At 64.8% G+C, this 25,136-nt stretch carries 22 protein-coding genes; 7 read left to right on the top strand and 15 right to left on the bottom strand.

What is annotated here, in order from left to right; genetic code table 11:
* Positions 1-23 precede the first annotated feature (23 nt).
* Positions 24-818 (top strand): enoyl-CoA hydratase/isomerase family protein, encoded by a 795-nt coding sequence (locus WN73_RS43195; RefSeq protein ID WP_028174808.1) that lies wholly within the window; start codon positions 24-26, stop codon positions 816-818.
* 2 nt (positions 819-820) lie between these two features.
* Here WN73_RS43195 and WN73_RS43190 read toward each other — a convergent pair whose 3' ends face one another.
* The 4 genes from WN73_RS43190 to WN73_RS43175 all read right to left on the bottom strand — a co-directional run bounded on the left by WN73_RS43190 (position 821) and on the right by WN73_RS43175 (position 5,721).
* The gene (locus WN73_RS43190) at positions 821-2,161 is read right to left on the bottom strand and encodes a TRAP transporter large permease (protein WP_028174807.1); all 1,341 of its coding nucleotides are present in this window, start codon (positions 2,159-2,161) and stop codon (positions 821-823) included.
* Entirely contained in the window at positions 2,158-2,736 is a 579-nt protein-coding gene (locus tag WN73_RS43185; protein ID WP_028174806.1) for a TRAP transporter small permease, read from the bottom strand. The genes WN73_RS43190 and WN73_RS43185 overlap by 4 nt, the downstream gene beginning before the upstream one ends.
* A 209-nt stretch (positions 2,737-2,945) precedes the next feature.
* Positions 2,946-3,941, bottom strand: a complete 996-nt coding sequence (locus WN73_RS43180) for a TRAP transporter substrate-binding protein (RefSeq protein WP_011085611.1) — start codon at positions 3,939-3,941, stop codon at positions 2,946-2,948.
* Between the two features lie 61 nt (positions 3,942-4,002).
* Complete coding sequence (locus tag WN73_RS43175) at positions 4,003-5,721, bottom strand: IlvD/Edd family dehydratase (protein WP_039185017.1); 1,719 nt, start codon at positions 5,719-5,721, stop codon at positions 4,003-4,005.
* Between the two features lie 175 nt (positions 5,722-5,896).
* Between WN73_RS43175 and WN73_RS43170 the strand changes: the two genes are divergently transcribed.
* A complete protein-coding gene (locus WN73_RS43170; RefSeq protein WP_028174804.1) occupies positions 5,897-6,580 on the top strand; it encodes a GntR family transcriptional regulator in 684 nt (227 codons plus the stop codon).
* A 225-nt stretch (positions 6,581-6,805) separates the two neighbouring features.
* A complete protein-coding gene (locus WN73_RS43165) occupies positions 6,806-7,735 on the top strand; it encodes a hypothetical protein (RefSeq protein WP_028174803.1) in 930 nt (309 codons plus the stop codon).
* A gap of 44 nt (positions 7,736-7,779) precedes the next feature.
* Here the strand turns inward: WN73_RS43165 and WN73_RS43160 are convergent, their stop codons facing one another.
* A complete protein-coding gene (locus tag WN73_RS43160; RefSeq protein ID WP_028174802.1) occupies positions 7,780-8,193 on the bottom strand; it encodes a hypothetical protein in 414 nt (137 codons plus the stop codon).
* A 23-nt stretch (positions 8,194-8,216) separates the two neighbouring features.
* Positions 8,217-8,480 (bottom strand): GlsB/YeaQ/YmgE family stress response membrane protein, encoded by a 264-nt coding sequence (locus WN73_RS43155; protein ID WP_028174801.1) that lies wholly within the window; start codon positions 8,478-8,480, stop codon positions 8,217-8,219.
* A 193-nt stretch (positions 8,481-8,673) separates the two neighbouring features.
* Here WN73_RS43155 and WN73_RS43150 point away from each other — a divergent pair, with 193 nt between their 5' ends.
* On the top strand, positions 8,674-9,579 hold the full coding sequence (locus WN73_RS43150; RefSeq protein ID WP_271558341.1) for a transglutaminase family protein: 906 nt from the start codon (positions 8,674-8,676) through the stop codon (positions 9,577-9,579).
* A 53-nt stretch (positions 9,580-9,632) separates the two neighbouring features.
* Here the strand turns inward: WN73_RS43150 and WN73_RS43145 are convergent, their stop codons facing one another.
* The 3 genes from WN73_RS43145 to WN73_RS43135 form a co-directional block, all read right to left on the bottom strand.
* Positions 9,633-10,412 (bottom strand): hypothetical protein, encoded by a 780-nt coding sequence (locus WN73_RS43145; protein ID WP_028174800.1) that lies wholly within the window; start codon positions 10,410-10,412, stop codon positions 9,633-9,635.
* A 112-nt stretch (positions 10,413-10,524) separates the two neighbouring features.
* On the bottom strand, positions 10,525-10,821 hold the full coding sequence (locus WN73_RS43140; RefSeq protein ID WP_028174799.1) for a hypothetical protein: 297 nt from the start codon (positions 10,819-10,821) through the stop codon (positions 10,525-10,527).
* A 328-nt stretch (positions 10,822-11,149) separates the two neighbouring features.
* Entirely contained in the window at positions 11,150-11,974 is an 825-nt protein-coding gene (locus tag WN73_RS43135) for an NAD-dependent epimerase/dehydratase family protein (RefSeq protein ID WP_271558339.1), read from the bottom strand.
* A gap of 91 nt (positions 11,975-12,065) precedes the next feature.
* Between WN73_RS43135 and WN73_RS43130 the strand changes: the two genes are divergently transcribed.
* Positions 12,066-13,034 (top strand): SMP-30/gluconolactonase/LRE family protein, encoded by a 969-nt coding sequence (locus tag WN73_RS43130; RefSeq protein WP_028174797.1) that lies wholly within the window; start codon positions 12,066-12,068, stop codon positions 13,032-13,034.
* Between the two features lie 218 nt (positions 13,035-13,252).
* Here WN73_RS43130 and WN73_RS43125 read toward each other — a convergent pair whose 3' ends face one another.
* Both WN73_RS43125 and WN73_RS43120 read right to left on the bottom strand, forming a co-directional pair.
* Positions 13,253-14,683: an aldehyde dehydrogenase family protein gene (locus WN73_RS43125; protein ID WP_028174796.1), complete on the bottom strand. Its 1,431-nt coding sequence runs from the start codon at positions 14,681-14,683 to the stop codon at positions 13,253-13,255.
* A 269-nt stretch (positions 14,684-14,952) separates the two neighbouring features.
* Positions 14,953-17,316, bottom strand: a complete 2,364-nt coding sequence (locus tag WN73_RS43120) for a transketolase (RefSeq protein ID WP_011085599.1) — start codon at positions 17,314-17,316, stop codon at positions 14,953-14,955.
* 133 nt (positions 17,317-17,449) lie between these two features.
* On the opposite strand from WN73_RS43120, the gene WN73_RS43115 reads away from it, so the two are divergent.
* Together WN73_RS43115 and ppk2 are read left to right on the top strand one after the other, a co-directional pair.
* A complete protein-coding gene (locus WN73_RS43115; RefSeq protein ID WP_027546512.1) occupies positions 17,450-17,911 on the top strand; it encodes an Lrp/AsnC family transcriptional regulator in 462 nt (153 codons plus the stop codon).
* 96 nt (positions 17,912-18,007) lie between these two features.
* A complete protein-coding gene (ppk2, locus tag WN73_RS43110; RefSeq protein WP_028174795.1) occupies positions 18,008-18,928 on the top strand; it encodes a polyphosphate kinase 2 in 921 nt (306 codons plus the stop codon).
* Between the two features lie 116 nt (positions 18,929-19,044).
* Here ppk2 and WN73_RS43105 read toward each other — a convergent pair whose 3' ends face one another.
* The 4 genes from WN73_RS43105 to WN73_RS43090 all read right to left on the bottom strand — a co-directional run bounded on the left by WN73_RS43105 (position 19,045) and on the right by WN73_RS43090 (position 25,135).
* Complete coding sequence (locus WN73_RS43105) at positions 19,045-20,124, bottom strand: zinc-binding dehydrogenase (RefSeq protein WP_271558330.1); 1,080 nt, start codon at positions 20,122-20,124, stop codon at positions 19,045-19,047.
* Positions 20,125-20,184: 60 nt separating this feature from the next.
* Positions 20,185-21,126 (bottom strand): DMT family transporter, encoded by a 942-nt coding sequence (locus tag WN73_RS43100; protein WP_028174794.1) that lies wholly within the window; start codon positions 21,124-21,126, stop codon positions 20,185-20,187.
* A 187-nt stretch (positions 21,127-21,313) separates the two neighbouring features.
* Positions 21,314-22,153 (bottom strand): aldo/keto reductase, encoded by an 840-nt coding sequence (locus tag WN73_RS43095; protein WP_028174793.1) that lies wholly within the window; start codon positions 22,151-22,153, stop codon positions 21,314-21,316.
* Positions 22,154-22,429: 276 nt separating this feature from the next.
* Positions 22,430-25,135 (bottom strand): nitrate reductase, encoded by a 2,706-nt coding sequence (locus WN73_RS43090; protein ID WP_271558328.1) that lies wholly within the window; start codon positions 25,133-25,135, stop codon positions 22,430-22,432.
* Position 25,136 lies beyond the last annotated feature (1 nt).

Here is a 25,136-nt window from a genome sequence, read left to right as displayed (position 1 = left end):
ACCTCATGCCGGGGATTTCCAAGATGCCAGCTCCCATCTCCCAACCCGACGATCCCGCCTTGCTGCGGATCGACGGCCCGATCGCGACCATCACGCTCAACCGCCCCGCCGCGTTCAACTCGATCAACCTTGCCATTGCGCAAAAGCTCGAGCAGCTCGCCTCCTATATCGAGGGCGACGACGCCATCCGGGTTCTGGTGATCGAGGGCGAAGGCCGCGCCTTCTCGGCCGGCGGCGATCTGCAGACGATTGGAGCTGCGGCCGAAGCGGGCACGGTGACGCCTGTCGTCGGCGAGCTGCTCAAGCACTATCACGCCTTCATCGAGACGATCCGGCGCATGCCGAAGCTGTCGCTGTCCAGCGTCCACGGCTCGGCCGCCGGCGCCGGCATGGGCCTCGCCTTCGTCACCGATCTCTGCATCGCCGCGGAGGACGCCAAATTCACGCCGGCCTATGCCAAGATCGGGGTGTCGCCGGACGGCGGCTCTACAGTGGGCATCGTCGGCACGGTCGGCTCCCGCCGCGCGCTCCAGATCTTCCTGTCGGAGGACAATTTTACCGCGCAGCAGGCCCATGAATGGGGCCTGGTCGCGAAGATCGTTCCCGCGACCGAGCTGAAGGCGGCGACGCGGCAGCTCGCCGAGCGTCTGGCGCAGAACCCGCCTGCCGCGATCGCCGGCACCAAGTCGCTGGTCTACCAGGCGGCCACCACGCCAGTGAAACAGCAGCTCGACGCCGAGGAGCACAAGATCATCATGGCGATGAACACGGAGGAGTTTCGGCTCGCCGTGAAGAAATTCACGAGCAAGGGCAAGTAGCGCTACTGCGGACAGATATAGCCCGTCCCCGCCGGCGACTTGAAGCAGCCGACCGACTCCGGCAGCACGTGGCGCGGCAGCCACAGCACGACGCTCGGGAAATAGATCGCGAACGCGATCGTCGCCAGGAATACCACATAGATCGGCAATGCGGCGCGCAGGGCCTTGGCAAAGCTGATGCCGACGAATTTCGACGCCATCAGTAGCACCAAACCATAAGGCGGCGTGATCAGGCCGAAGGCGAGCGTGGCGATCAGCACCACCCCCATATGCACGGCATTGATGTCGCCCGCCTCGGTCAGCGTGTTGACCAGCGGCATGAAGATGATGATGGTCGGCACCGGCTCGATGAAGTCGCCGACCACGGTGAACAGCAGCACCATCAGCAGCATGATCAGGTGCGGATCGTGACCCGCGATCGAGGTGATCAATTCGGCGATGTAACTGGCGCCGCGCAAGTAAGCGAGCATCCAGCCGAAGGCGTTGGCGGCGCCGATGGTGATCAGCGGCAGCGAGAAGATCAGCCCGGCGAGGCAGAAATCATAGGGGATCTTCCTGAAGTGGCCGCGGTTGAGCGCGGGGATGACCACGAGGACGATCCAGGCCACCGCGACGACGCCGGCTTCGGTGGGCGTGAACCAGCCCGTCAAGATGCCCCCTAGCAGGATCACCGGGATCATCAGCGGCAGGGCCGCATCGCCGGCCGCGAACACCACCTGCCGCAGCGGCGCGCGCGGCTTGCGCAGGCCGGAGGGGCCGAAGAAGTAGCAGTAGATCATCAGGCCGATGCCGATCATCAGGCCCGGCACCACGCCAGCCATGAACAGGCCGGCGATCGAGACGTTGCCGACCGCGCCATAGACCACCGCCGTGATACTCGGCGGCACCAGCGCGGCGATCGTCGAGGCGGATGCGATGATCGCGGCGATGAAAGCGGGCTCATAACCCTCGCGCTTCATCGGGCCGCCCAGCGCGCGGCTCATCACCGCAACGTCGGCGGTGGTCGAGCCCGACATCTCCGAGAAGAACATGCTGAAGACGACGACCACCTGGGACAGCCCGCCCCTGATGTGCCCGACCAACGACACCGACAGGTTGGCGATCCGCACGACCACATTGGCCGAGCTCATGAGCTCGCCGACCAGCAGGAAGAACGGGATCGCCAGCAGCGCCTCGGAATCGACGCCGTCGAAGATCTTCTGGATGATGGCGGCGAGCGAGACGTCGGACAGGATCGCGCCGATGAAGACGCCGGCCATCAGCGAGAACGGCACGGGCACGCCGAGATAACCGAAGGACAGGAAGCAGATCGACATCAACGCCAGGACGACAGGTGCGCTCATGGCTGCGCCCTCATCTGCGCCTCTGTAAGGCCGGGCGCGGCATCCTCGCCCGGCGGCTCGGGATGGTCAAAGCCGTTGCGCAGGCCGTTGACGAGCTGCTCGATGGTGAACAGGCCGATCAGCACGCCCGAGAGCGGGATGATCGCGTAGAGCGAAGCGATCGGCGTGCCCGACGGCAGGCGAAAACTGCCGAAGCCGCGGAGATAGTTCTGGTAGCCGTACCAGATCAGGCAGAAGGCGACGCCGAGCACGACCAGGCGGATGATGACTTCGACGATCAGCCGTGGCGTTCCATGCATCGCCTCGGATATGGCAGTGAGATAGAGGTGATCGTTGCGCCGCGTCGCGGCCGCCGTGCCGACGAAGATCGCGTAGATGAACAGAGTCGAGGTGACTTCCTGAAGCCACAGCCAGGGATGGCCGATGGTGCGGGTGACGATGTCGGCGGTCACCGACAGCGAGAAGCCGAAGCAGAGCACGCCGCACAGGATCATCAGCGCAAGCTCGAGCCAGTCGAGCCCGCGCCATTTCAGGTGGCGTTGGCGCTGAACGAGCAGTTTGTCGGCGATGGCCATTTACGTCCCCGTCGTCCCGGGCCTAGTGCAGAATGCTTCAGTTGAATCGGCGACTGCTGGTTGGGTGAACCTCTCCCGCCTGCGGGAGAGGTCGGCGCGGAGCGCCGGGCGAGGGCTGCCTCCTCATTGGGAGTCTCTCCGCGGAGACACCCTCTCCCCTACCCTCTCCCGCGAGCGGGAGAAGGAGCGCACCGTCTTCCGGCATCACGTTAGTTAACCGACCGGATCAAATTCTTGATCTTCTCGGCATGCGGGCCGAGCTCCTTGGCGAGCTTGTCGAGATAGGGATCGGCGATTGCCGTAAAACTCTTCTTGTCGACATTGTCGACGATCTTGACGCCCATCTTCTTCAGCTTGTCGGCCGCCGTGCGCTCGAGATCGAACGCCTTCTGCGGCTCCTTGGTGCTGATCTCGTTGGCCGCCGCCTGCACCCACCCCTTCTGCTCCGCCGACAGACTCTGCCAGAGCTTGTCGGAGATGAACACCAGCGCGTTGTTGGCTTCGTGCTCGGTGATGTTGAGGACCGGCGCGACCTCGTAGTGCTTGTTGACGAGGTAGACGTTGATGCTGTTCTCGGCGACGTCGACCACGCCGGTTTGCAAGCTCGTGTAGACGCTGCCGAACGGCATGTGCACGGTCTGGGCGCCATAGGCCGGGAACATCAGGTCTTCGGTCGCGGTCGCCTGGACGCGGACCTTCAGGCCCTTGACGTCGCCGACATTGTGGATTTCCCGCCTGCTGTACATATGGCGCACGCCCTGCGAGCCGGTCGCGATCACGTGCAGGCCCTGCGTGGTCTCGTCGATCATGGTCTTGAGCGCTTCGAACACGCGGGGATCGGCCAGGCCCTTGACGACGTGGTTCTCGTCGCGGAACAGGAAGTGCAGCGACATCACGCCGGCCTGCGGCGAGATCGTCGCGGTGTTGGCCGAGGAGATGATGGCGAACTCGACGTCGCCGGCTTTGACGAGCTGGAGCACCTGCGGCTCCTGCCCGAGCTGCGCGCCGGGATACTGGTCGATGATCATGGTGCCCTTGCTCAATTCCTTGAGCTTGTCGGCAAAGAGGTCGCCCGCGATCGAATAGCCGGTGTTGCGCGGCTGGTCGTAGGCGAAGCGATAATGCTTCACCTCCTGCGCCCCGGCCGCCGTGACGAACAGCATGGCGGACAGAACCGCCAACCCACGCATGGATCGTGCAATCATCGTTTCCCCCTGTTTTATCGCCCGCCGCTTCAGCGGTCTGGGCGTTCGTTCGGGTGGTTGGTCACCCCTTCTCGGTCTGCTTCCCAGTCCTCTGCATGAAATCGAAGTCGCAGCCCTCGTCGGCCTGCATGATGGTCTCGTTGAACAGCCAGGCGTAGCCGCGCCGCGCCTCCTCGGGCGCCGCCGCCGGCTTCAAGGCGGCGCGCCGGCGCTCCATCTCGGCGGCGTCGACCAGCAGCTCGATGCTGCGCCTGGCAACATCGAGCCGGATCATGTCGCCGTTCTTCACCAGCGCCAGCGGCCCGCCGACGGCGGACTCGGGCGTGATGTGCAGCACGATGGTGCCGAACGCCGTGCCGCTCATCCGCGCGTCGGAAATGCGCACCATGTCCTTGGTGCCGCCGCGCGCGAGCTTCTTCGGGATCGGCAGATAGCCCGCCTCCGGCATGCCTGGCGCACCCTTCGGGCCGGCATTGCGCAGCACCAGCACGTCGTCGGCAGTCACGTCGAGATCGGGATCGTCGACCCGCAAGGTCATTTCCTCGACGGATTCGAACACCACCGCGCGCCCCGTGTGCTGCAAAAGCTTGGGGCTCGCAGCCGATTGCTTGATCACGGCACCGCGCGGGGCGAGATTGCCGTGCAGGACGGCAAGGCCGCCTTCCTTCTTGATCGGATTATTGCGCGGACGGATCGCGTCCTGGCCGGGCACGTCTTCCGCATTCGCCGCGATATCACCCAGCGTCTGGCCGGTGATGGTCTTCGCATCGAGATCGACGAGATCGCCGAGCTGCGCCAGCAGCTTCGGCACGCCGCCGGCGTGATGAAAATGCTCCATGTAGTGCTCGCCCGACGGCTTGAGATCGACCAGCACCGGCACCTCGCGGCCGATCCGGTCGAACACTTCGAGATCGAGCCGGTGCGGCGAGCGATGCGCCATCGCCGTCAGATGGATCAGGCCGTTGGTCGAGCCGCCGATCGCCTGGAGCACGACCTGCGCGTTCTTGAAGGATGCCGGCGTCAAGAGCTCGCTCGGCTTCGGGCCCTTGGTCTTGGCCATCTCGGCCGCAACCCTGCCGCTCGCCTCAGCGAGGCGGAAGCGTTCGGCATGCGGCGCGGGGATCGTCGCGCTCATCGGCAGCGACAGGCCCATCGCTTCGATCATGCAGGCCATGGTCGAGGCCGTGCCCATCACCATGCAGGTGCCGACCGACGGCGCGAGGCGGCCGTTGACCGCCTCTATCTCGGCATCGTCCATTTCACCGGCGCGATATTTGCCCCAGAGACGGCGGCAATCGGTGCAGGCACCGAGCACCTCGCCCTTGTGGTGGCCGACCACCATCGGCCCCACCGGGATGACAACGGTCGGCAGATCGGCGCTGATCGCGGCCATGACTTGGGCAGGCAGCGTCTTGTCGCAGCCGCCGATCACGATCACCGAATCCATCGGCTGTGCCCGGATCATCTCCTCGGTATCCATCGCCATCAAATTGCGCAGATACATCGAGGTCGGATGCGCAAAGCTCTCGGCGATCGAGATGGTCGGGAACACGAACGGCATCGCGCCCGACAGCATCACGCCGCGCTTGGCGGCCTCGATGATCTGGGGGACGTTGCCGTGGCAGGGATTGTAGTCGCTGTAGGTGTTGGTGATGCCGACGATCGGGCGCTCCAGCGCGTCGTCGGAATAGCCCATGGCCTTGATGAACGCCTTGCGCAGGAACAGCGAGAAGCCGGCATCGCCATAGCTCGTCAGACCCTTGCGCAAGCCACTCGTCATCATGCCACTCCATTCACCTTGCCATTGTCGTACAGGCTACCCCCTGATTGTCAATAACGCCGGCGCCTATGGTGGCAATTTCCGGCTCCCGGCACCGCCCGCGACACAAATTATTGACAATCCTCCCCTTCCCTGCTCCACAGGACGGACCGGCCCGGTGCTGAAGGCTGAGAGGATGTCCGACATTCACACCGCAGACGCCATGACGGTCCGGCGCGACGATCCGGACGACGTGGTCGCGCGGCTGGAGGAGGACATCATCTTCGGCCGCCTTGCGCCCGGCGCGCGCCTGACCGAGGACGCGCTGATGTCGGCTTACGGCACCTCGCGCCACTTCGTGCGTCAGGCGCTGGTGGATGCCGAGCGGCGCGGCATCGTCCGCCGCGAGAAGAATGTCGGCGCCACCGTGCGGTTCTATTCGGCAGAAGAGGTTCGGCAGATCTATGAGGTCCGGGAGATGCTGACCCGGCAGGCCGCGCTGATGATCCCCCTGCCCGCGCCGCAAGGCCTGATCGACGAATTGACCACGCTGCAACGGCAATATTGCGCCAAGGCCGACGTGCAGGACCTGCGCGGCATCCATGAAGCCAACGACGCCTTCCACCTCGCGCTGTTCTCCGCCTGCGGCAATCCCTATCTGGTGCGCTCGCTCCAGGACTACATGAACCTGACGCTGCCGATGCGCGCCAAGAACCTCGCCGACCGCGACGGGCTCGCGCAATCGCGGCGCCAGCACGAGCTGATGATCGAGCTCTTGAAGGGCCGCGACAGCTGGGCATTGGCGCAGCTCTGCGTCGATCACATGCAGTTCAGCAAGTCGGATTATCTGGCGCGGATTTCTGGCGAAACCGAGCGCTAGCGCGTGCGCCTGTCGGCCCGCCGGCGCAGCAACAGCCGATGCGGAGAAGGATGAACCACTCGCCGGGGCAATGGAACCCGGCGGAACTCATCCAACCAGTTGATAATCTTCTGGTAGAAGCTGCTCAATCGCTCAACCAATTAACGGGTTGTTAGAGGACTCTATCCCAAATGGTTTCTGGAACAAATAACAACCACGCCGGGTTCCATTGCCCGGAGCAATCGCATGAATGTACCTGGTCTCCTGATCGCAACGGCCTTTGGCGCAGCATTTTTTGCCGGGGAGTATGTGTGGTACTACCAACCCGCTTTCATCAACCCGGACGTCTTGATCAGCACGTTCTCCTCGGAACATATGAAAGCGCGCGCAGCAGTCCGAAAAGCGCTGATCGATCCGGACTCGGCCAAATTCAGCGCATTGCGTTCAATTGACGCCGGCGCGGCGAGGTATGTTTGCGGCGGTGTCGAGGCAAGGGACAAGTCCGGCCAGTCCATCGGAACCGCTTTCGTCTATACCGTGGCCATTGATTTTGCCCGCATCGATGACGACGGACGGATCACGCATCAGCATTCGGGATACCGACCTTGCCCCACCGAAGAGGACAAGGTCGTGCAGCAGCGGCCGGCTCTGTCACCCGGCGTGTCGTCGGTCGTCAGAACCGTTCAGAAAGTCGCCCCCGACGTGCACATGTCGGTTGCACCCGGCCTGACGACGCCTGCACCGTCGGCGGGCGGATCGTCATCTGGCGGCACAATGGAGCAGCAGGTCCGCGAGCTGGCCGCCCGGACCGTTCCGCCTGATGCTGCAAATGGACAGCCACCAAGCCCGACCGCGAACCGTGGGGTTGCCAAGGAGAGTGAGTGGCAAGCCGATCGACCTCCGGCCGCGTGGCCCACATTTCCTCCGGATCACGCATTGGCGAGATCAACCCGGAAACGAACCCCGTCCGAAGCACTGGCCCTGGCGAAAGACGTCGAGGACCGCTGGAAGCAGGCGGAGTCGTCGGCCGACATTTCGATGCGCCCATCACCGGAGGACATCAACGAGGCATGCCGCGCGCTGCTCTCGATCGATTCAAGACACGCCGAATATCCAAAAGCGTGGGCAGCTTTCGCGCGGTTGCAAAAGATAAGCCGCGACATCGCCAGCGGCTGATTTCGGTGACGCGCTTCGCTCGTCGCCGGGCGCGCAATGACCATTCAGTACCGTCTCAACAGGCCGCGCGCCACGCTGGTCTCGCCATGACCGGCGCAGGCCCGTTTCGGATTCCTGATCAAGTCCGTCCGGACCCGCCTGAATGTCCTTCCGGCGGACTCGGCCACCTCTGGGCGGAATTTTCCGGGATCGTAGCTCTCGCCGTCATGGGCCTTGATGGCCGCAGCATAGGCGTCGATCATCGCCATCGCGGCATCAGGGCTGCCGAGAAGTCGGGCGCCGAGTTGAACGCTGCCGGCACCATCGACCTCATAGCCGGTGCATCGCTGCTCCAGCACCGCGGATGCGGTGACGAGCTGGTCGAGGAACGTTGCTTCGGCCTCGCTGAGCGTCGCGGCCTGCGCCGGCCCTGACACGATTAGTGCGAGCAACGCGACGGCTGGCAGTTTGATTTTCATGCTCGGCCGATCATGTGGATCGATCAGGCGCGCCCCTGACGACTCATGAAAAGGCCGTACAGAAACAGGAGGATGATGGCACCGACCACGCTTCCGATGAAGCCGGCGCCCTCCCCGAACCGGTACCATCCCACGGCCTGGCCGAGCCAGGTCGCAACGAACGCGCCGACAATTCCCAGGACCGTGGTCAAAATGAACCCTCTGGGCTCGGACTTATCGCCGGGCATGATGAACTTCGCGACCAGTCCGACGAGAAATCCGATGATGATCGTCCAAAGGATGCTCATGTCCATCGCTCCATTCGGTCAATTCGAGACATCAAACGTCTGAAGGAATGCGTGATCGCTTGATGGGCCAGACGACGCCGGGAACGACGTTGATCTAGATCAATGGGCCAAAGCAGCCGAGCGGAAAGCTGCAGGCTGCTCTTCCTGGTGAGACGGCGCTCAACGAGCTCCGCAACGCGAAGCGGGATGATGCATGGCGATCATCGGCGAGATCACGCACACGACGACCTATCGCTATGCAAAGCCGGTGACGTTCGGCACGCACCGGGCCATGTTCCTGCCGCGGCGCGGCGCCTCCACCCGGCTGCTTCGCTGGTCCGCGTCGACCAGTCTGCCATCAAAGGTGCATTGGATCACCGACGCCCGCTCGAATGCCGTCACCGTGATGGACTTCAGCGAGCCCGGCAGCGAGCTGACCTTCACCTTCAAGGTTCGCGGCATCTATTTCGGCGTCAAGGGGCTGGAGACGTTTCCGCTGGAGCCGCGGGCCGAGGAAGTCCCCGTGCAGTACACGCCGGATGAGTGGACCGATCTTGCAGGATACCTGCGTCCGCATGCCGACGATCCAGACGGCAGCCATGCGGCGTGGACCAAGAGCTTCGTTGCCGGCGATCAGGACCGGACCGCCGACGTGCTGCGCCGGATGCTGGGCCTGTTTCGCAGCGAGTTCAGCTATCGCGGAAGAGATGCGGAAGGCACCCAGTCCCCCGGCGAGACGCTGCGTACGAAATCCGGGACCTGCCGGGACTTCGCCTGGCTCATGATCGAGACGTTGCGCCGCCTCGGCTTTGCCGCGCGCTTCGTCAGCGGCTATCTCTATGACGCCGCGCTCGACGGCGGCGCCGTGGGGATGACCGGCTCCGGCGCCACCCATGCATGGGTGCAGGTATTCCTGCCCGGCGCCGGCTGGCTCGATTACGATCCAACGAACAGCCTGAGCGCCGGCTTCGACCTCATCCCGGTGGCCATATCGCGGCATCCGGGGCAGGCCGTGCCGCTGGCCGGCTCGTGGTTCGGCGATTCCGGCGACTACCTCGGCATGTCGATCAATGTCGCCGTTCGCAAGCTCAGCGAGATGCTCGATCCTTCGGAGGGATAGGGCCACAGGCGCGGCGGTCAAACGTCCCGAGGCCGGGCGAGGGCCGGATGATGTCAGTGAGAGAAGACGCGCGTGCCTGACGTCCATGCCCGTTGGTTTCCGACCGGACTGGCCCCGATTTCCCAGCCCGCGCCACCCCACAGGGCGTCAACCACGCCAAGATCGCCCGCGCCGTCACGGACAAAGAAGAGGTTGGGAGCGGAGCTGGTCTGCAGCGCCCCGCTTTCGCCGTTGGCCTGCAGCCTCAAGAGACACCAGATGTCGGCAAGTTTGCTCTCGGCGCGAGCGCCCAGCTCGCCGAGGATCTGCCCGGAATTCGAGGGATTGTTCAAAACATGCGTCTGCAGAGACGTATCGTCCGCGGCTTCGACCTTGACGGCGAACCGGCGCGCAAAGGTCGCGCCGAGCCACGAAATCTTGACAGGCGCGGTCGGCGTGATGTCCTCCTTGAAATGCTCGCTCGCAACGAAGGATTCCGCGTGGGGAATGGCGGCCGTTGACGGGGGATCGAGAGGTTCGCCGGGCTTGCGCTTGAGCGAACATTCGATCCTGGCGCGGGGAACAAGCGACGCGGAGCTGCCGCCAGATTTGTTCTCGTCGGCATGCGCGCTGAAACTGGATGCCGCCAGAACAATAACAAGACATAGGTTGGGCGCTAAGCGGCGCATTGTTTGGCGTCCTTGAATTGCCGATTCAAGAACAAGGTAAACTGTGAATTGCTTCTGTAAATCGAAGATCAGGTTTCTGGTTAAGCTTAAAGCAAGGAACTCATTTGAAGAGAAATGCAAGATATCTGGAACCACGCGCCTGCCTGGCAGCAGCGTGCGACGCACCCGGACGCCTCAAGATCGTATCAGACGCTCGGCGCCCTTGCGATTCACACGCAAGGTGGAAAGCGCGAATTTCAGCGCGCGGTCCCATGAAGCTCTTGATCAGCGAGCCGCTCTACTTGCCCGCCAAGCGCGCGATCGTCTGACCGGCCGGAGGAACCCGCAAGTCCGGTCCGGACACTGGCTGCGGCGTGATCCGGCAGCATCTTGCCTGCGCGCGGAGCGGATCGCTCCACATCCAGCGCACGCGCCAGGCCGGATTGTAGGCGTAGGCCGGGATGCGCCAGAACCAGATGGTTTCGTAGACACTGTCCCCGAATCGATCCACATCCGGACGTGGCGTTGGCCAGGATGCTGCCGCGACGAGAACGACAGTCAACACCGCGGCCCCTGACAGAACCATCTTGCGCATCTTGCTTCCACAATCGCTAGAATGAAAAGGGCGGTCACTTCCGCGCAACGCAATGCATAGAAGAAACGTTGACGTGTTCCGACAATAGAACGCCTATTTCCAAAAACGGAAATCCGGAACTCTACGGTGTGCACACAGACGTTAGTCGCAAGGAGCCGTTCGGATATCTGCCGCCATCACGATCGTATGCGCGTCAACTCGGGATGGGGCCCCTCCACCAGTCTGGCCCGCCCCACCGGGAATCCCAACGCTCACCGCACGAGTGAATTTCTCCCGGCTCCGCAAGCGGGGCCGGGAGAGCGCACCTGCATTCCTCCAGGCAACGACGCTAGCGCTTGGTCCAGTCGATGATGCGGCTCGCATCGCCGTCGAACTCGTTGCTGCAGAATGCGCCGCCCTGGTAGTGGTCGCCGACCGGATCCGGCTTCAGCTTGGCCTGCTCGGCCATCGCGTGCTCGCGGAAATCCTCGGCGCGTCCCGTGGGGCGATAGCCGAATTCGTAGGCGCGGTGGTTGTCCCACCAGGCGCGCTCGTTGAGGGAGGCGCCGTAGAAGACCTCGAAATGGATGTCGGGATGCTCGAGCCCGATGCGGCAGAGCTGCACGAGGTCGTCGGGCTTCAGCCAGATCGAGAGCCGGCGCTGGTCGAGCGGCATGTCGCCGAAATTGCCGATGCGCAGGCACGTCACCTTCAGGCCGTGCTTGTCGGCGTAGAGCGCACCGACGGCCTCGCCGAACACCTTGCTGACGCCGTAACGGCCATCGGGGCGCGGGGTGACATCGGTCCCGATCTTGTGGTGGCGGGGATAGAAGCCGACGGCGTGGTTGGACGAGGCGAACACCACGCGCTTGACGCCCTTGCGGTACGCCGCCTCGAACAGATTGTAGCCGCCGATGATGTTGGCCTGGAGGATGTCGTTCCAGGGGCCCTCGACCGAATAGCCGCCGAAATGGATGATGCCGTCGACGCCCTCGCAGATCGCCTCGCACTGCGCGAGATCGGCGAGATCCGCCGCCTTGAATTTTTCGTTCGCGCCGAGATCGGCGGGCGGCTTGATGTCGGAGAGCAGGAGATCCGGATAGATCGGCGGCAGCAGCTTTCGCAGGCTCGTGCCGATTCCGCCCGAAGCTCCCGTCATCAAAATACGCGGCATGTCTTCCCTCGCCTGTGGTGACCGATTTGCGGCCGTAGATAACTGATGCTAGCAGACTTGGACAGAGGGAACGCAACAACGAGACCTGCACATGAACGATGCATCGTCCCACACTCAAGGCTGGCGGCCGGCGACCTATTACCCCGATCCGGCGATAAAGGCACTCGATCCCCGTTTCGAAAAATACTGGCTGAAACTGTCGGCGGTGGAACGGCTGACGACCGGCCTGCGCTGGGCCGAAGGTCCGGTGTGGTTCGGCGACGGCCGCTATCTCCTGTGCAGCGACATCCCGAACCAGCGCATCATCAAATGGGAGGAGGAGACCGGCGCCGTCTCGGTGTTCCGCAAGCCCTCCAATTTCGCCAACGGCAACACGCGCGACCGCCAGGGCCGGCTCGTCACCTGCGAGCATGGCGGGCGACGCGTGACCCGCACCGAGTATGACGGCAGCATCACGGTGCTGATGGATTCCTTCGGCGGCAAGCGGCTGAACTCGCCGAACGACGTCGTGGTGAAATCCGACGGCTCCGTCTGGTTCACCGATCCGACCTTCGGCCTGCTCGGCAATTACGAAGGCTACAAGGCCGAGCCCGAGATCGAGCCGAACGTCTACCGGCTCGATCCCGCAACCGGCCAGGCGACCATCGTCGCCGAGGGCGTGCTCGGGCCGAACGGGCTGTGCTTCTCGCCGGACGAGAAGATTCTGTATGTCGTGGAATCGCGCGGCGTGCCGAACCGCAAGATCCTCGCCTATGACGTCTCAGCCGACGGCACCACGATCTCCAACAAGCGCGTGCACATCGACGCAGGTCCCGGCACGCCTGATGGCATGCGCTGCGACATCGACGGCAATCTCTGGTGCGGCTGGGGCATGGGCGATCCCGAGCTCGACGGCGTCGTGGTGTTCGCGCCCGACGGCGTCATGATCGGCCGCATCGCCCTGCCCGAACGCTGCGCCAATCTCTGCTTCGGCGGCGTCAAGCGCAACCGCCTGTTCATGGCGGCGAGCCAGTCGATCTACGCGCTGTATGTGAACACGCAAGGCGCGCTGGGGGGATAGGCGCAGCTCTCTCCTCCGTCATTCCGGGGCGCGCCGTCTTCGGCGCGAGCTATGATGCGCAATTGCGCATCTGAGAATCCATCGTGCGGCAGCGTCCGAGGCAAAATGGATTCCGGGCTCGTCGCTTCGCGACGCCCCGGAATGACGGGAGAGAGACCAAACGAAAAACGCCGGAGCGGTTTCCCGCTCCGGCGTCATGTTGGTTCAGGCGCTAAGCCTTACGCCGCGTTGAAGCCGGCGACGGCCTTCACCTCGAGGAAGTCCTCGAGGCCGTACTTACCCCACTCGCGGCCGTTGCCGGACTGCTTGTAGCCGCCGAACGGTGCGGTGCGGTCGTTGGGCACGCCCTGGAGGTTGACGTTGCCGGCGCGGATCTGGCGGGCGACACGCTTGGCGCTCTCGACCGTGTCGGCCGAGACATAGCCGGCGAGGCCGTAGGGCGTGTCGTTGGCGATCTGCACGGCGTCGGCTTCGTTCTTGGCGCCGATGATGGTCAGCACCGGTCCGAAGATCTCTTCGCGGGCGATCGTCATGTCGGGAGTGACGTCGGCGAAGATGGTCGGACGGACGTAGAAGCCCTTGTTGACGCCTTCGGGCAGGCCCGGGCCGCCGGCGACGAGCGTTGCGCCCTCGTCGATGCCCTTCTTGATCAGGCCCTGGATCTTGTCCCACTGGCCGCGGTTGACCACGGGGCCGATGGTGGTGCCTTCGGCGCGCGGATCGCCCGCCTTGGTCTTGTCGGCGACGGCCTTCGCGATCGCGGCGACTTCCTTCATCTTCGACAGCGGCACGATCATGCGCGAGGGCGCGTTGCAGGACTGGCCGGAGTTGTTGAACATGTGCATCACGCCGCCGGTCACCGCCTTCGTGAGGTCGGCGCCTTCGAGGATGACGTTCGGCGACTTGCCACCGAGCTCCTGGCTGACGCGCTTCACGGTCGGCGCGGCGCGCTTGGCCACGTCGATGCCGGCGCGGGTCGAGCCGGTGAACGAGATCATGTCGATATCGGGATGCTCGCTCATGGCGGCGCCGACCTCGGGGCCGAGGCCGTTGACGAGGTTGAACACGCCCTTCGGCACGCCGGCTTCATGGAGGATTTCCGCGAAGATCAGCGCCGAGGTTGGCGTAAACTCCGACGGCTTCAGGATCATGGTGCAGCCGGCGGCGAGTGCGGGCGCGACCTTGCAGGCGATCTGGTTGAGCGGCCAGTTCCAGGGCGTGATCATGCCGACCACGCCGATCGGCTCGCGCAGCACCATGGCGGTGCCGACCGGCTCCTCGAAATGATAGTTCTTGAGCACGTCGAGCGTGGTCATGAGATGGCCGAGGCCGGCGCCGGCCTGCAGCTTCTCCGCCATCGGCAGCGGTGCGCCCATCTCGTCGGAGACGGCAGCGCCGATCTCCTTGAGGCGGCCCTTGTAGATCTCGATGATTTTCGTGAGCAGCGCGACGCGCTCCTCGCGGCTGGTCTGGGAGAACGTTGCAAAGGCGCGCTTGGCGGCGGCAACGGCCTTGTCGACATCGGCCTTGGAGCCGAGCGCAACCTCGTACATCGCCTCTTCCGTCGCCGGATTGACCACGGCGGTGGACTTCTTGACGGCGGGATCGACCCAGGCGCCGTCGATGTAGAATTGCATGCGATTGACCATCGTTAACCTCTTCTTGGGGCCATGGTGGGGGCGTTTCGGCAGGCATCCTTGCACGAAAGCGCCGGCAATTGAACCCGCCATATGCGGGGCCAGCGTTGCGGCGGACGGAGGATATATGAGCCGATGGCGGGAACGAGGCAAGGCTCCCTCAGGCGTCATTCCGGGACGCGCCACTTGGCGCGGGCCCGGAATCCATGACCACGATCGGGAGTATGGATTCCGGGCTCGACGCTACGCGTCGCCCCGGAATGACAGGGCAGTTACCTCAACTACACCGCCATCTTCCGATGCAGCACCGGCGCGCCGGTGGTGAGGCTTTCGGCCGCATCGATGATGGCGTTGGCATCGATGCCGTAGTGGCGGTAGAGGTCGGCGATGCTGCCGGTCTGGCCGAACTGCTCGACGCCGAGCGCCTCGACGCGGTGGCCGCGGACGCTGCCGAGCCAGCCGAGCGCGGACGGGTGGCCGTCGATCACGGTCACGATGCCGCAGTCGCGCGGCAGCGGCGCCAGCAGCTTCTCGATGTGGCTGAGGTGCTGCACGCCGCGCCTGTCACGCCGCAATTTCCGTGCTGCGGTCCACCCCGCATGCAGGCGGTCGGCCGATGTGATCGCGAGCAGCCCGATGTCACGCCGGCTCTCGCCGATGAAGCCGGTCGCCTCGATCGCTTCGGGCGCCATCGCGCCGGTATAGGCGATCACGAGCTCGGCATTGGGGCCCGGCTTACGCAGCCAATAGGCGCCGTCGGTGATGCCCTGCTGAAGCTCCGGCGTCATGATCCGCTGCGCCTGCTCGATGCTGCGCGTCGAGAGCCGCAGATAGACGGAACCGCCCTCGCCCGGATCGCGCTGCATGTGATTGAAGCCCCAGCCCATGATCACGGCGAGCTCGTCGACGAAGGCTGGCTCGAACGAGGCGAGGCCATCCTGCGCCATGCCGATCAGCGGCGTCGCGATCGACTGATGCGCGCCGCCCTCGGGCGCAAGCGTGATCCCTGACGGCGTCGCCGCCACCATGAAGCGCGCATCCTGGTAGCAGGCATAGTTCAGCGCATCGAGGCCGCGCTCGATGAAGGGATCGTAGAGCGTGCCGACCGGCAAGAGCCGCGCGCCGTTGATCTGGTGCGACAGGCCGAGCGCCGAGAGCATGATGAAGAGGTTCATCTCGGCGATGCCGAGCTCGAGATGCTGGCCCTTTGGCGAGGCGTCCCAGTTGTAGGTGGACGGAATTTTCTCGCTGCGGAATAAGTCCGCCTTCTCGGCGTTTGCGAACAGGCCGCGCCGGTTCACCCACGGGCCGAGATTGGTCGAAACGGTCACGTCGGGCGAGGTCGTGACGATGCGCCTGGCGAGCTCGCTGTCGCCGCGCGCGATCTCGTTCAGCACGAGGCCAAAGCCCTGCTGGGTGGACATCTGCGGCGCCGGCTTGAAGGCGAGTTGCGCGGGCACCTCGACCACCGGCGCGGTCAGGCGGCGGCCGTCCTGGTTGAACGGCACGCGCGCAAGGAAGGCATCGAGCTCGGCGGGAGCCAGCGCGAGGCCCTCGTACTTGTCCCACTCGTAGCCGGGGCGGATGTTCTGGCTCTCGCGATATTTCTCCATCTGCGCGACCGTCATCAGGCCGGCGTGGTTGTCCTTGTGGCCCTGGAACGGCAGGCCCACGCCCTTGATGGTGTAGGCAATGAAGCAGACCGGACGGTCGTGGTCGATGGACTCGAACGCTTCCAGCATGCTCGCCATGTCGTGGCCGCCGAGGTTCGACATCAGCGCCAGCAGCTCCTCATCGCTGCGCTTGTCGATCAGTTTGGTGATCGGCCCCTGGTCGCCGATCTCGTCGTGCAGATGCTTGCGGAAGGCCGCGCCGCCCTGGAAGCACAGCGCCGCATAAAGCGCGTTCGGGCAATTGTCGATCCACCTCTTCAGCGCCTCGCCGCCGGGCTCGGCGAAGGCCTCGCGCATCAGGCGGCCGTATTTCACGATGACCACGTCCCAGCCGAAATTGCGGAACATGGTCTCGAACTTTTCCCAGAGCCCTTCGCGCACGACGGCGTCGAGCGACTGGCGGTTATAGTCGACCACCCACCAGGTGTTGCGCAGGCCGTGCTTCCAACCCTCAGCGAGCGCCTCGAAAATATTGCCCTCGTCCATCTCGGCATCGCCGACCAGCGCGATCATCCGCCCTTCGCGGCGGTCCTTCATCCAGCCATGCGCCTTGACGTAGTCCTGCACCAGCGAGGCGAACAGCGTCTGCGCGACGCCGAGGCCGACCGAACCGGTCGAGAAGTCGACGTCGTCGACGTCCTTGGTGCGCGAGGGATAGGACTGCGCACCCTTGAAGCCGCGAAAATTCTCCAGCTTCTCGCGGCTCTGCCGGCCGAACAGATACTGGATGGCGTGGAACACCGGACTCGCATGCGGCTTCACTGCGACGCGGTCCTCAGGGCGCAGCACATGGAAATACAGCGCCGACATGATAGTGGCGAGCGAGGCCGACGAGGCCTGGTGCCCGCCGACCTTCAACCCGTCCGCGTTCGCGCGGATATGGTTGGCGTGGTGGATGGTCCATGACGACAGCCACAGCGCCTTGCGGCTGAGGGCGGTCAGGGTTTCGAGGCGCGCGGAATCGACGGGCATGGCGATGCTCCGGAAAATGACGCCGCGATGATACGCCTGCCGGCCCCGCCAAACTTCTCAATTTTTCGCGCCATACCTGCCGATATTGGGATATTTTACCAATCGAATGCCCCCTGACCCAGGTTTCATCCCAATGCCCGAGCTCGACGCCATCGACCGCAAGATCCTCAGCTACCTCCAGAACGACAGCCGGCTGACCATGCAGGAGCTCGCCGACAAGGTCGGGCTCTCGGTGTCGCCCTGCCATCGCCGTGTCAAGCTCCTGGAGGAGCGCGGCGTCATCTCGCGCTATATCGCGACCGTCGACCAGAAGGCGCTCGGCCTGCATGTCAGCGTCTTCATCTCGATCAAGCTGGCGCGGCAGAAGGAGGAGGACCTCAACCGCTTCGCGCGCGCGATCTCGAAATGGGACGAGGTGCTGGAGTGCTATCTGATGACCGGCAACCGCGACTATCTGTTGCGCGTGGTCGCAGCCGACCTCGCCTCCTACGAAACCTTCCTGAAGACCAAGCTGACCCGGCTCGACGGCATCGCCTCGATCGAGTCGAGCTTTGCGCTCAGTCAGGTGAAATATTCGATCGCGTTGCCGGTCTGATGGCCCCGCCGGGTCATTTCGGAACCGGTGTCACAAGGGCGCAATAAACCCCGCCGATGGTCACGGGCGACAGGCACCCTGCCGAAAGAAGGACCCATGACCGCATCGGACCGCACCCCTGAAATGGCCAAACGCGAGCGCATCATCCGGGAAATGACCGACGATCTCGACGAAGAGCTGGAGATGGAGCTCGATGACAGCAGGCTCGACGAGCTACTGGACGAGACCGGCACGCTCCGCCCGACGGTGGATCGCAGGCTCTATTTCCGTGAGCTGCTGCGGCTGCAGGGCGAGCTGGTCAAGCTCCAGGACTGGGTGCAGAGCGAAAAGAAGAAGGTCGTGGTGCTGTTCGAGGGCCGCGACTCCGCCGGCAAGGGCGGCGTCATCAAGCGCATCACCCAGCGGCTCAATCCCCGCATCTGTCGCGTCGCCGCGCTTCCCGCGCCGAGCGAGCGCGAGCGCTCGCAATGGTATTTCCAGCGCTACGTGGCGCATCTTCCCGCCGGCGGCGAGATGGTGCTGTTCGACCGCAGCTGGTACAACCGCGCTGGCGTCGAGCGCGTGATGGGCTTTTGCTCCGAAGATCAGTACCAGGAGTTCTTCAAGACGGTGCCGGAGTTCGAGCGGATGCTGATCCGCTCCGGCATCATCCTGGTCAAGTACTGGTTCTCGATCACCGACGACGAGCAGCAGTTCCGCTTCAGCATGCGCATCAGGGATCCGCTCAAGCAGTGGAAGCTGAGCCCGATGGACGTCGAGGCGCGCAGCCGCTGGGAGCAGTACACCAAGGCCAAGGAGACGATGCTGGAGCACACCCACCTGCCCGACTCGCCATGGTGGATCGTCGATGCCGTGGACAAGAAGCGCGCCCGGCTCAACTGCATCGCGCATTTGCTCAGCCAGATCCCGTACCAGGAGGTCGCACGCGTGCCGGTGGTGCTGCCGCCGCGCATGCGCAACCCGGACTATCACCGCGGGCCAGTTCCGCCGGAGATGTACGTGCCTGCGAAATACTGAGGGCCGCAGTTTCGTAGGGTGGGCAAAGGCGCGTAGCGCCGTGCCCACCATGTGCCCGCGTTGGCGGTGAGAATGGTGGGCACGCTTCGCTTTGCCCACCCTACGGCACTGCACAGCTACCGCCACGGCTGCACGATGATCTTTGTATGCGCCTCGGGATTGGCGAGGTCGGCGAAGGCTTTTGCGACGCCGTCGAGGCCGACCTCGGCCGTCACCATGGCTGCGGCGTCCACCTGCCCTTCCGCGATCAGGCGCAGCGAGCTTGCGAACTCCTCCGGCGTGTAGCCGAGCACGTACTGGACGTTGAGCTCCTTCATGATGCCGAGCATGGGCTCGTTTCTGTCGCTCTCCATGCAGACGCCGACCACGATGATCCTGGCATCGCGCGGGGCGCCCTCGAACACCTGCTGCAACAGACCGGGCACGCCGACGCATTCGAAGATGATCGCGGGCTTGAGCGCCGGCAGCATCGCCTGGAACGGCGGTCGCGCCGCCTTCTCGGCGTCTGACATCTGCGCGTGCTCGGCCCAGGCCGTGTAGGGCTGCGACACCTTGGGATCGACCACGATGTCGGCGCCGAGCTGAGCTGCGAGCGCACGCCGCGCCGGCGAATAGTCGGCGGCGACGATCGGATGCAGCCCCCTGATCTTCAGCGCGGCAATCACCGCGAGCCCGACCGGTCCGCAGCCGACCACCAGCGGCACCTCGCCGCCGCTGATGTTGGCTTTGGCGACGGCGTGGACGCCGACGGCGAGCGGCTCGGTCAGTGCGGCATGTTCGGGAGCCAGACCGTTGGGCACCTCGAGCAGCAGCGCTTCACTGAGCAGCATCGCTTCCGCATAACCGCCGATATTGTCGTTGGAATAGCCGATGCCCTCGATGCCTTGCGGCGTCACCAGCGCCGGCAGCGAGCAGACATGGGTGCCGGGCTTGAGCTTGCGCGCGGTGCCAGGGCCGTAGTCTACGATCTCGCAGCAGAATTCATGACCAAACACGACGTCGCGGGTAAGGTCCATCGGCTTGCGGCCAACCTTCCGCGCCATCTCCACCATGCGGTGGGCGTGCTGGCGCGCATGCAGGTCGGAGCCACAGATGCCGCAGGCGAGCGTCTTGACCAGCACCTGGCCAGGGCCCGGCTTCGGCTCGACCATCTGACCAACGACAATCTCACCGTTCCTGAAGATCGCAGCGCGCATCCGGCTCCTCCCGTGTTGTTGGAGGCATTGATAGCACGACGCGCGATGCGCGCACTTGCGTCAGGCGTTCGGCGAACGCTCTTCCAGCACCAGGAGCTGGGCGCGGCGGACGCGCTCGCGATGGGCGATGTAGAGACCGCTGGCGACGATGAAGGCCGCGCCGACGACGGTCCAGACATCAGGCACCTCGCCGAAGATGAAGAAGCCGAGAATGCTGACCCAGAGCAGCTGCGTATAGGAGAACGGCGCGAGCACCGAGGCGTCGCCGTAGCGATAGGCGAGCACGACGATCCACTGGCCCGCGGTGGAGGCGACGCCGATGAAGATGCCGAGCGCGATCGCGGTCCAGGACGGCGTGACCCAGACGAACGGCACCATCGCGGTCAGGATCGCAAGACCGGTCAACGAGGAATAGGCCATGGTGGTGATGACCGCTTCGCGGCCGCTCATCATGCGCGTCAGGATCAGCGTGCCGGCCCAGCAGGCCGCCGAGACCACGGGGAAGAACGCCGCCAGATGAAACGCGCTGGTGCCCGGGCGCAGGATGATGAGCACGCCGATGAGACCGAGCGCGGTCGCAAACCAGCGGCGCATGCCGACCTTCTCGCCGAGGAAGACGATCGAGAGCGCGGTGACGAACAGCGGCGCGACGAAGCCGGTAGCGGAAGCTTCCGCGATCGGCAGGAAGCGCAGGCCGGTGATGAAGAACAGCGAGGAGCCGAGCAGCGCCGCACCGCGCATCACGTGCAGGCCGAGGCGCTGGGTGCGCATCGCGTAGAGCGGCGAAGCCGGCAGCATCACCGGCGTGAACATCAGCGCGAAGGTGAGGAAGCGGATCCAGGTGATCTGGATCGACGGCAGGCTGGTCGAAAGATATTTCGCGGTGATGTCGGAGCACCCGAGAAACACCGTCGACAACAGGATCAGCGCGATGCCCTTGAAGGGATGATCGACGCGCGCAGGTGCGCGGCGGCCGACATGCTTCTTCTCGGGCATGGACACGGAAATACTGTCGAGCCTTGCGGCTGCGGCTGGCGGCGGGGTCACGGCTGGAACTCGGGAAAAATGCGAATCGAGCGCTTGTAAAAAACGACAAATGCGCCGCGTTCACAACTTCCGAAAACAGGATGCCGATATGCGCTGAGGGCTGCGCGCGTCAATACTCCATTAAGAATGCGCGCTTGCTGCACTACAGCATGGGCAGACCTCGCGGCTTCGGACCGCGCGGAAACGCCGCATCCAGTGCCGCAATCTCCTCTTTCGTCAGCACGAGATCGCCGGCAGCGGCATTTTCGCCGGCATGTTCCGCCGACGACGCCTTCGGGATCGCGAACACCGTAATCGCACGGGTGAGGAAGCTCAGCACGACCTGACGCGGTGTCACGCGCCGCGCCTCCGCGATGCGCGCCAGCACGGCGCCGCCCTTGCTGTTGCTTGCCGGAAAATCGTCATGGCCGAACGGCGAATAGGCGACGACCGCGACGCCGTGCCGCTCGCACCACGGAATCACGGCATGCTCGATCGCGCGTTCCTTGAGATGATAGAGCACCTGATTGCAGGCGATGCGGCCCTCGCCCGCCACGTCGAGCATCTCGTCGAGATCGTCGGCATCGAAATTGGAGACGCCCCAGGATTTGATCTTGCCGGCCTTCACAAGTTCCTCGAACGCAGCGACGGTGTCTTCGAGCGGATAGGAGCCGCGCCAATGCAGAAGATAGCAGTCGAGGCGATCGGTCTTGAGCCGCTTTAGCGAACGCTCGCAGGCCGTGATGGTGCCGCGGCGCGAGGCGTTGCTCGGCAGCACTTTGGACACGAGGAACACTTCGTCGCGACGACCCGCGATCGCGTCCGCAATGACCAGCTCGGCATCGCCATACATCTCGGCGGTATCGATATGGGTCATGCCGAGATCGAGCCCGCGCTGAAGCGCCGCGATCGCGCGCTTGCGATCGCCATGATCGAGATACCAGGTGCCCTGCCCGATGACGGAGACGTTGGCACCGGTCTTGCCGAAGGGGTTTGTGTTCATGTGCGGTCCGATCTTCGTCATTCATGTCGTCCTGGCGAAAGCCAGGACCCATTACCACAGGGAGGTGTTGTTGCAGTAGATGGTGGCCACAGCGTGCCTTCGCCACGCTGACCGGGATAATGGGTCCTGGCTTTCGCCAGGACGACGATGGGGAGCTAGTTTGCGCAATGCATCAACATCGTCATTGCGAGCGCAGCGAAGCAATCCAGACTGTCTCCACGGAGAGACGCTGGATTGTTTCGCTGCGCTCGCTATGACGATGGAAAGAGCCGACCGCTAACCCGCCGCACCGGCGATCTTCACCTGCTTCACTGGCGCGACCTCCGTCGTCGCGATCAGGCGCTTCAGCTCGGGGATGCAGGAGCCGCAATTGGTGCCAGCCTTGAGCGTGGCGCCGATCTCGGCCGTCGTGCGCGCGCCGCTCGCGATGGTATCGCAGATGGTACCGCGGCCGACGCCGAAGCAGGCGCAGACGATCGGGCCGGTCGCGGCGGCGCCTTCGCCGGACTTGCCGGACAACAGCATGCGGCGCTGGTCGTCGGTGACCTGATCGGCCACGAACAGGCTCTTCACCACCTCCCAGTCGCCGGCATCATGGGCGGGTCCGACGAACAGGCAGGTCTCGATGCGATCGCCCGCGAACGAGGCCGCACGATAGACGCCGCCGCCGAAATCGCGGTACTCGGCGACATCCTCGCCCGCGAGACCCTCGAGCCAGGCGGGCCAGCGCGACAGGTCGGCATTGTCGGCGAAGAGATAGCCGAAGCCGCCGCTGACCGTGACGCGCGTCCACAACAGATTGGGCGGCAGGTCGAGCTGTTTGCGCGACAGCGCGAAGCCGCGGAAGACGTATTCATAGGGCGCGATCGCGGCCGGCGTCGCCTTCGATTCCGGCTGGCCCGAGAACGGGTCGGTGAAGGACTGCACCAGCGCGCCGACGCGGCCGTGCGAGGCATTCATCGCGCTCCAGTGGATCGGCACGAACAGCGTGCCGCGCTGCGGCCGATCGCTGACGACCACCTTCAGGATGCACTGCCCGTAATCGGTCGTGATGCGGGCGTAGCCGTCATGGGCGATGCCGAATTTGCCGGCGTCGTCGGGATGGACCTCGACGAACGGCTCGGGCAGATGCGCGCCCAGGCGCTGGCTGAGGCCCGTGCGCGTCATGGTGTGCCACTGGTCGCGGATGCGCCCGGTGTTGAGCCGCAAGGGGCGCGACGCGCCGGTCTCGCTACGCAGCGCCGGCACCTCCGGCGCGACGAAACGGCCTTTGCCGTCATTGGTGAAGAAACCACCGCTCGCGAAGAAGCGCTCGCCGGGCGCCCCGCCTTCGCGCACCGGCCACTGCACGGGCTTCAAGGCGTCGAAGGCCTCGTTCGATAGCGAGGTCAACGCGCCGATGTCGAAATCGCGGCTGCCATCGTTCTCGAACGCCGAAAGCGCCGCGTGCTCGCGGAAAATATCGGCGGCGGATTTGTAGTCAAAACTGTCGCCGAAGCCGAGACGTTTGGCGGTCTCGCTGAGAATCCACCAGTCCGGCCGCGCCTCGCCCGGCGCCGGCAGGAACGAGCGCTGGCGCGAGATGCGTCGTTCGGAGTTGGTCACCGTACCCGACTTCTCGCCCCAGGCGAGCGCGGGCAGCAGCACGTGCGGGCCGGCTTCGACCGTGTCGTTGGAGAGCACGTTCTCGGAGACCACGAACAGCTCGAGCTTCTTCAGCGCCTCGCGCACGAAGTCCGCGTCGGGCAGCGACACCGCGGGGTTGGTGCCCATCACCCACAGCGCCTTGACTTCGCCGCGGTTGATCGCCTCGAACAGCTGCACCGCCTTCAGCCCCTCATGGGTAGCGATGCGCGGTGCCTTCCAGAACCGCCTGACACGGTCGATGTCCGGCGGCGTGAAATTCATGTGCGCGGCGAGCTGATTGGCGAGGCCGCCGACCTCGCGGCCGCCCATCGCGTTGGGCTGGCCGGTGAGCGAGAACGGCGAGGCGCCCGGCTTGCCGATGCGGCCCGTGGCGAGATGGCAGTTGAGGATCGCGTTGACCTTGTCGGTGCCCTGCGCCGACTGGTTGACCCCTTGCGAATAGAGCGTGACGACGCGCGGCGTGTCACGGAACATCTTGAAGAAGGTCGCGACGTCCTGCTCGGAGAGGCCTGTGGCCAGCGCGGTCGCAGTGACGCTGCCGGCGATGTTGCGCGCGCGCACCAACGCGTCGTCGAAGCCCGACGTGTTGCTCGCGATGTAGGCCTGGTCCAGCGCGCCGCTGTCGGCGAGATGGACGAACAGGCCCGAGAACAAGGCGGTGTCGGTGCCGGGCTTCAGCCCCAGGAACAGATCGACGTCGCTCGCGGTGTCGGTGCGGCGCGGGTCGATCACGATCATGCGGGCGCCGCGCTCCTGCCTGTTCGTCAGCATGCGCTGGAACAGCACGGGGTGACACCACGCCGCGTTCGAGCCGACGAAGACCAGTAGGTCGGCCTGGTCGAGATCCTCGTAGCAGCCGGGCACGGTGTCGGCGCCGAAGGCGCGGCGATGGCCGGCGACCGAGGACGACATGCAGAGCCGCGAATTGGTGTCGACATTGGCGGTGCCGACAAAGCCCTTCATCAGCTTGTTGGCGACATAGTAATCCTCGGTCAGGAGCTGGCCGGAGAGATAGAACGCGACCGCGTCGGCACCGTCGCGCGCCGCGATGTGCTGCATGCGGTGGGCGACGTGGTCGAGCGCATCGCTCCAGGCAACGCGCTCCAGCACGCCCTTGCAGCGGATCATCGGGTAAAGCAGCCGGCCCTCCAGCCCGACGGTCTCACCGAGCGCCGAGCCCTTGGAGCACAGCCGGCCGAAATTGGCGGGATGATCGGGGTCGCCGGCGATCGCCGCGCCGCCCTTGCCGTCCGGCGTTGCGAGCACGCCGCAGCCGACGCCGCAATAGGGGCAGGTGGTCTTGGTGGTCCGGAGCTTCGGGTCGATCGCCGTCATA

The sequence above is a fragment of the Bradyrhizobium sp. CCBAU 45394 genome (assembly GCF_028128655.1).
GTDB lineage: Bacteria > Pseudomonadota > Alphaproteobacteria > Rhizobiales > Xanthobacteraceae > Bradyrhizobium > Bradyrhizobium diazoefficiens.
The sequence above is the reverse complement of the archived record's forward strand: the minus strand, read 5'-3'. Positions and strand labels throughout refer to the sequence as shown.